The 6,806-nt window shown below is 40.8% G+C and carries 6 protein-coding genes and 3 pseudogenes; 5 read left to right on the forward strand and 4 right to left on the reverse strand.

Translation table 11 applies throughout. From position 1 onward, the window contains the following. Positions 1 to 619: pseudogene (locus tag LC574_RS19730) on the reverse strand (hypothetical protein); the annotation flags it as partial. A 206-nt stretch (positions 620 to 825) separates the two neighbouring features. Here LC574_RS19730 and LC574_RS19735 point away from each other — a divergent pair. Together LC574_RS19735 and LC574_RS19740 are read left to right on the forward strand one after the other, a co-directional pair. Continuing rightward, positions 826 to 1,365 carry a DUF721 domain-containing protein gene (locus tag LC574_RS19735; protein WP_229455067.1) on the forward strand — a complete coding sequence of 180 codons (540 nt, stop codon included), beginning with the start codon at positions 826 to 828 and terminating at the stop codon, positions 1,363 to 1,365. A gap of 446 nt (positions 1,366 to 1,811) precedes the next feature. Next, complete coding sequence (locus LC574_RS19740; protein ID WP_229455068.1) at positions 1,812 to 2,123, forward strand: hypothetical protein; 312 nt, start codon at positions 1,812 to 1,814, stop codon at positions 2,121 to 2,123. A gap of 128 nt (positions 2,124 to 2,251) precedes the next feature. Here the strand turns inward: LC574_RS19740 and menB are convergent, their stop codons facing one another. Next, a complete protein-coding gene (menB, locus tag LC574_RS19745; RefSeq protein ID WP_109011247.1) occupies positions 2,252 to 3,085 on the reverse strand; it encodes a 1,4-dihydroxy-2-naphthoyl-CoA synthase in 834 nt (277 codons plus the stop codon). A gap of 141 nt (positions 3,086 to 3,226) precedes the next feature. On the opposite strand from menB, the pseudogene LC574_RS19750 reads away from it, so the two are divergent. Continuing rightward, a pseudogene (locus tag LC574_RS19750) lies at positions 3,227 to 4,161 on the forward strand (DUF2887 domain-containing protein). 273 nt (positions 4,162 to 4,434) lie between these two features. Here the strand turns inward: LC574_RS19750 and LC574_RS38140 are convergent. Further along, positions 4,435 to 4,569: a hypothetical protein gene (locus LC574_RS38140; protein WP_267871610.1), complete on the reverse strand. Its 135-nt coding sequence runs from the start codon at positions 4,567 to 4,569 to the stop codon at positions 4,435 to 4,437. A gap of 215 nt (positions 4,570 to 4,784) precedes the next feature. On the opposite strand from LC574_RS38140, the gene LC574_RS19755 reads away from it, so the two are divergent. Beyond that, on the forward strand, positions 4,785 to 5,699 hold the full coding sequence (locus tag LC574_RS19755) for a hypothetical protein (protein ID WP_229455069.1): 915 nt from the start codon (positions 4,785 to 4,787) through the stop codon (positions 5,697 to 5,699). A 26-nt stretch (positions 5,700 to 5,725) separates the two neighbouring features. Continuing rightward, on the forward strand, positions 5,726 to 6,388 hold the full coding sequence (locus LC574_RS19760; RefSeq protein ID WP_229455070.1) for an alpha-ketoglutarate-dependent dioxygenase AlkB: 663 nt from the start codon (positions 5,726 to 5,728) through the stop codon (positions 6,386 to 6,388). A gap of 51 nt (positions 6,389 to 6,439) precedes the next feature. Here LC574_RS19760 and LC574_RS19765 read toward each other — a convergent pair. Next, positions 6,440 to 6,806: pseudogene (locus tag LC574_RS19765) on the reverse strand (2-succinyl-5-enolpyruvyl-6-hydroxy-3-cyclohexene-1-carboxylic-acid synthase); the annotation flags it as partial.

The raw sequence follows: 6,806 nt of genomic DNA on the forward strand, positions 1-6,806 counted from the left end.
TTTCTGGTTGTTCTTCTGTCAGACTTCGCAGCAGTGCTTCACTAGATTCCAAATAGTCATTTGGGTGCTTAGGGGTGTCATTTGGCGGCAAGAGGCTTTCGCTCTTAGTATCTTTAATGATTGCTGGTACGATGGTGCTACTAAAGTTGGGCGGTGGCGGCGGAAGTTGAGTTTGTGTTTTAGCAGAATCTGAGGTGGAAGGCACATTGAGATTATTTAGTTCCTCAATTTTTGCCATAGCTGACGCTTGGTTCTTTTGAGGATTCACGGCTAGAGAAGATGTCGGTGGTACATCAATTTTTGCCGTAGCTGGCGCTGAAGTTCCCTGAAGATTCACGGGTACAGATGTAGGCGGCACGTTAGGTTTAATTTCCGTTACTGATGACTGAGTTGTGCCCAATGTTGTACGGATAGCAGTTAACGGCTGGGGTTGACTGCTCATGTAACTTGCAACACGGGGCTGCTTTGATGCCACCAAACCATTTCGCGTGCGTCGGTATCGAGCTAACTCTTGATCTAGCGGCACCTCTAAACTCGCTAGCGCTGCTGCTAGTGCTGGTTTCAACCCAGGTGTTTTAGACGATTGAGTACCGGAATCATTCAGGGGGTTTTGAGTCATTGCCTCTGTGCCTCAAACGTAGATTGCTGGAATTAACTTTAAATATATTTGTGACAATAGTAGCGAAAATTATCTAAATAGATAGATTGGGAATTGGACATGGGGCATGGGGCATTGGGCATTAGTTATTCTCTCTCCCTCATCTCCCTCATCTCCCTCATCTCCCCCACTCCCCACTCCCCACTCCCCACTCCCCACTTTTAACGATGTCGTTTAAATCAATTAATGATATTTTAGGCGTTCTAGAAAAGCAGGCTAAATGGCAGGAGCAACCATTTCAACGCCTGCTCAAGTTTTGGCCAGAAGTTGTTGGCCCAGTGGTTGCCGCACATACTCGACCATTGTCGATTCAACGCGATGTTTTGTCGGTAGCAACTTCTAGTGCTGCTTGGGCGCAAAACTTGACTTTTGGTCGCACGTCTGTGCTTTTAAAGTTGAATAAAAAGCTGCCAACGCCTTTGGTTGATATTCGCTTCTCTACTGCTGGGTGGCAGAATCCATCTGTGGAGAGAAAACAGCAACAAACGGTTTCGCCCCATGAGCATCCCAGTTACCTTGGTGATGAGATTAGCCGCCCTGATGTTACACCCGCCAAGGATGTGGATGCTGCTTTTGGGCATTGGACAAAGATCATGCGATCGCGATCGCATGGCTTACCCCTTTGTCCCCAGTGTCAATCTCCCACCCCACCCGGCGAACTCCAGCGCTGGGAAGTCTGTTCTGTCTGTGCTGCTAAACAGTTTTAAATTGAAAGCAAATAGTTTAGTGATTATTCTTTGAGCAGAATTTATCCTCAAGTAACTTGCGGCTGCACATAAATCTAGTTTTGATTCTTGAGAAAAAATATATTTTCCTGCTAAAATATGCCTAATGTGGTACGCAAAGCAGACTATTTATCTTAAATTATATGCCTTAAGCTATCCTTAAGGAGGAAGTTAAAAGGCTAAAGAAATCAAAAGCTTTGGTTTTAGTCTTGATCCCTAATAAGTTTTAGCCAAAACCTATAGGCAACCACTTTAAGCATTATTGAAAAATATAACAAGAATATAAAAATATCCTAAAGTTTATTTTTTCGTTGGGATCGCTGAAACCTATAAAAAATAATGGCTTTTTGGCTTTTATCTGTCTTTATATATAGAAGCAAAATATAAAGGTGAAATTCAGCCGGAAACGGCACTAAAGATGAATCCAAATGAAACCCATTAAATTTTTAGCATCTGCCTGTAAATATTGCCGTCATTACCAGCCAGAGGGTCGCCGTGGCGGAACGTGTCAGCAATTGGGAGCACCAGTTCAAGCAACTTGGAAAGCTTGTTCTTTGGCGCTTCCACCTTTTGCACCATCTTGGGAAACCTTGGAAGATGCTTGGATTTTGCCAGATGCAGCCCCAGTTTTAACATCTTCTCATTCCTTAGCCCCAGATTTAGACAATGCTGTTGCCCCTGTAGAGGAAATAGCTATCTCTATATCTGAACAGGTAAAGACTAAAGCAGCCGTTATTTAGTCATCCATTATTACTGAACTGATTTTGTAATTTGCTTAAGATAAGATTTGTTTTTAAGATTTTTAGTGCTGTAAAAGTTGACATCTACAAAAATCGCACCTCCCTAAAGGGTGCGATTTTTGCAGTTTTTAAGGTAACCAAGGAAAAGAGCGGAAATCTGGTGGTCGCTTTTCGAGAAACGCTTGTTTGCCCTCAGACCCCTCTTCTGTCATGTAATAAAGTAGGGTGGCATTGCCAGCGAGTTCTTGTAAACCAGCTTGTCCGTCACAATCAGCGTTGAACGCAGCTTTGAGACACCGAATTGCGATCGGACTTTTTTCTAAAATCTCTTGCGCCCATTGAATACCTTCTGCTTCTAGTTGTTCGACTGGGACGACACAATTAATTAAGCCCATTTCTAGCGCTTGTTGTGCATCATATTGGCGGCAGAGAAACCAAATTTCTCTAGCTTTTTTTTGCCCCACAACGCGGGCGAGATAGCTAGCTCCAAAACCACCATCGAAACTGCCTACTTTTGGGCCAGTCTGTCCAAAAATGGCGTTATCGGCGGCAATGGTAAGGTCGCAAATTAAGTGTAGAACATGTCCACCACCGATCGCATATCCAGCTACTAAAGCAATCACCACTTTCGGCATGGAACGAATCAGGCGTTGTAAGTCCAGCACATTCAAGCGAGGGATGCCAGTATCGTCCACATAACCCGCATGTCCCCGCACGCTTTGATCGCCACCAGAACAGAAGGCATATTTACCATCAGTATGTGGTCCATAGCCAGTAAATAGAACAACACCAATAGTAGTATCTTCACGAGCATTACAGAAAGCATCGTACAGTTCAAAGACTGTTTCAGGACGGAAAGCATTGCGTTTATGAGGGCGGTTGATGGTGATTTTCGCAATGCCATCAGTTTTTTGATACAGAATATCTTCGTAGGTTTTGGCAGTTTGCCAGTTAATTTGCATTGATATGGAGTGCGCTGTTGTGCTTGAGAATTTTATCGCGGACGCAGGGACAAGCGATACCTACGGTGGGCTACGCCTACGCTAAAATTGTTGTCTCAAGCCTTTACAATCTGATAATTGTCTGGGTGTTGAGGAATAAAAATGCGGCGCGACTCCATCTTCTACAAATTATTTAAGCAATTTCCGGGTTTGTTGTTTGAATTAGTAGATGAACCACCCCCAGAAGCCCAAAACTACCAGTTTGAATCAGTAGAAGTAAAAGAAACGGCGTTTCGGATTGATGGAGTGTTTTTACCTCCGGCTAATGCAGTTTCCAAAACCGTCTTTTTTGCAGAAGTCCAGTTTCATAGGACTTACGCAAACTCTACGATTCTTGGCGTTCTTGGCGTTCTTGGCGGTTCGATAAATTAAGCTTTTCAGCACTTTTTGCGTAAGTCCTATTTCAGAAGGATGAAGACCTGTATCACCGCTTCTTTAGCGAATTGTTTTTGTTTCTCTACCGTAACTCTATTCGTTACGATGACTGGTTTGGGGTAATAATTTTTGCTTCTGGCAGCCTAGAACCTTCTTCCTCAACGATTCACCGCGCTTTGTTGGAAAGTGGTCAAGTCAGGCGGGTTTATCTAGATGAGTTGGGGGATTTGCGACAACAACCTTTGGGATTGGGTTTGATGTTGCTGACAAATATTACTTCTGAAACGGAAGCAGTGGAAGGGGCGCGGTTTTTGCTGGAACAAGCACGGCAACAATCGGAGCAAGCGATAATTGATTTAATAACGACGATTATCGTCTACAAGTTTTCTAACCTAAGTCGAGAGGAGATTGCAACGATGTTGGGACTGAATTTGGAAGAACCACGGGCTATTCTGGAAGCGAAGGAAGAAGGAAAGGTTGAAGGAGAAAGAACGATCATTTTACGACTATTAAATCGGCGCGTGGGTAATATTACTGATGCGCTTCTGTCTCAGATTCAAGGGTTATCGCTAGAACAGTTGGAAGCTTTAGGTGATGCTTTGTTGGATTTCTCTACTCTTGCTGACTTAGAAGGGTGGTTACAAAGTGAAGTAAGAGGGTAAGTTTTAGCCAGAGACGCAGAGAAGAAGAGCGATCGCACTCCGTAAAATAATTATGGCTACAAATAAAGTTTCTCGAAGTGAAGAAGCATTTGTAGACGCGCAAGTATATCAGAAGCGGTGGAAGAAGAAGTGCGATCGCTCGTCCTGCAACTGTTAAAACGACTATTTGGTGAAATTACGGAGGAACTTTGGAAGCGTTAGCTTTGGCGTTGTTGGAATTGAAATTGCGATCGCTGACTTGGAAGGGTGGTTACAAGGTCAATCAGTAGATTCCTAAGTTAACTTTCTCGCTTTTCTAATATCTTGAAGCTTCATATTTTCAGCAATAAGCTCTTGAGCATGAGCTTCAATTTTTGCTCGACGTGCTGGTGGGAGTTGTTCTATTACATCACTAAGTTTTGTTGCCATAACTTCATTCTCCGTTTTCTTTCAATTCATCAAGATGAGAGTCAAATCGTGCATCTGCTTTTGCAATCAGTTGCTTGTAAAATATTTTTCACTTATCCCTGCTTTGTTTCCAGCTAGGCAGAAATTCCTCAGAAATATTTAAATCAGTATTTCTACGGTTTTTATCTATCTGCAAAAAAAAGAAGATGATATTCTAACTTAATAGGATTTCTTACATGACAATTACTTTTTTTGAGTTACTGAACCCTATACTAAATAAAGAAATAGCTTTTCTTTCAAATCAGTTACAAATATCTATAGATGAAGTATATCAACTTATTTTAGATGAAGCTGAACGTAACCAAGCAGAGTGGTACTCCGACAGAGTTCCTGACCTGAACTATGAAGAGCCTGCTTGCCGACTTGCGTATTTATATATTGTTGCGGCTGCTAATGCTAGTACCTTTCAGTACGTTATAGAATCAAATAAAGATTTGCTTAATTATGTTTTAGGAATTGCCAAAGAGCGTCATGAGTTGAAAATTTGTGCCTTCGGTGCTGGGCCTGGTACAGAGCTAATGGCAATGGCAAAGTTTTTTGAGACACAAAAACTTGGAATTTCTGTTAGTGTAGATTTTCAACTACTCGACAAGGTTAAGGAATGGGCAAGCTCATGGTACGGCATAAGAGAGCAAGTTAATGAGTCATTCAAAAATCTATATGGTGCTAATCGCTCGAAATGGCCAATAATCCCATCAGGTAATCTTCTACCTTGTGATGTTACCGATTTGGATCAATTACCTTATCTTGGAAGTGTATGGGGTCAAGATATATATGTATTGAATTTTTTATTGTCTGAAATATTTAATGACAATCCTCGATTACGCTCATTTTTAACTCAAGTTGTAAAATTTGCACCTACTGGAGCAAGGTTTATTTTTATAGAAAGACGTGGTCTTATGTGGGAACAACGTATTAAAAACATTGCTAGAGAATCAGGTTTAACTCTTTCTCCCTTCATTGAGTCACGTTGTGATAGACTAGTTAGTGAAGAGCCAAGCAATTTAGGTCAAATATATGATGCTATTCAAGAAAGTAGAAAGCCGCGTTTGACTTGGAATGTTGTATACAGTATTGGCGTTAAGCAATAACCTAAAATAAAGATTTCATTTATTGAATGAAATATGATACCGATACTCAATTAAGCCTGAACCTCTGGCAGCAATCTGCACATACTTCACACTTGCAGGTAGACCAACTTTCTGTACCTGACGCAGAAATTACATTCTATCCTAGCTATTTTACAGTGGAGGAAAGTGATGAAATACTCCAGAGGTTATTTATAGAAGTTAATTGGCAACAAGACAAAATAAAATGCTATGGCAAAGAGATAGACTTACCCAGACTGACTGCATGGTATGGCGACACTGGTAAATGTTATACATATTCAAAAATTAAAATGAATCCAATACCTTGGACACCAGTGTTGTTATTAATAAAGAAGAGAGTTGAAGAGATAACCCAATTCTCCTTTAATAGTGTTCTTCTCAATCTTTACCGTGATGGCAAAGACAGTGTTTATTGGCATTCTGATGATGAGCCAGAATTAGGGAAATATCCAATTATTTATTCTGTTAGTTTTGGAGGTGAAAGAAAATTCCAACTTAGGCATAAATTCGATAAAAAATTCAAAAAAGTAGAGTTGGTTTTAACTCATGGTAGCCTTTTAATTATGAAAGGTAAAACACAAGAATATTGGCAGCACCAAATACCTAAAACCTCAAAGCCTGTGATGCCAAGAATTAACTTAACATTTAGAATTATCAAGTGTTTGACCTAATCGGTATATCTCATACTGCTATTTAGCAATATCTAACAAGATACTTAAATACTAAATATCTGCGGCAAATCTCCTTAAATTTTCCTGTCGCCACTTGGCATCTTTTTTACGATTTGTCTGCAACTCTAAAACCCGAATTCCTGTATTTGGTAGTGGATTTAATCTTTGCTGCAACTGCTCCCAAGAAGTAATCAACTCATGCTGCACATTGTAAGTAGCGCACAACTGAGCAAAATCAATATCCTGGGGAGTACCAAAAAACTCTTCAAATGGTGGGTCAAATTTGGCAATAGGTAACATTTCAAAAATCCCACCGCCATTGTTATTGATTAACACAATCGTCAAATGTCCGACAAACTTATTGCGGATTAAAAAACCATTAGTGTCATGCAACAGCGCTAAATCCACTACCAAATAC

This window comes from Nostoc sp. CHAB 5715 (genome assembly GCF_020829685.1).
GTDB lineage: Bacteria > Cyanobacteriota > Cyanobacteriia > Cyanobacteriales > Nostocaceae > Nostoc.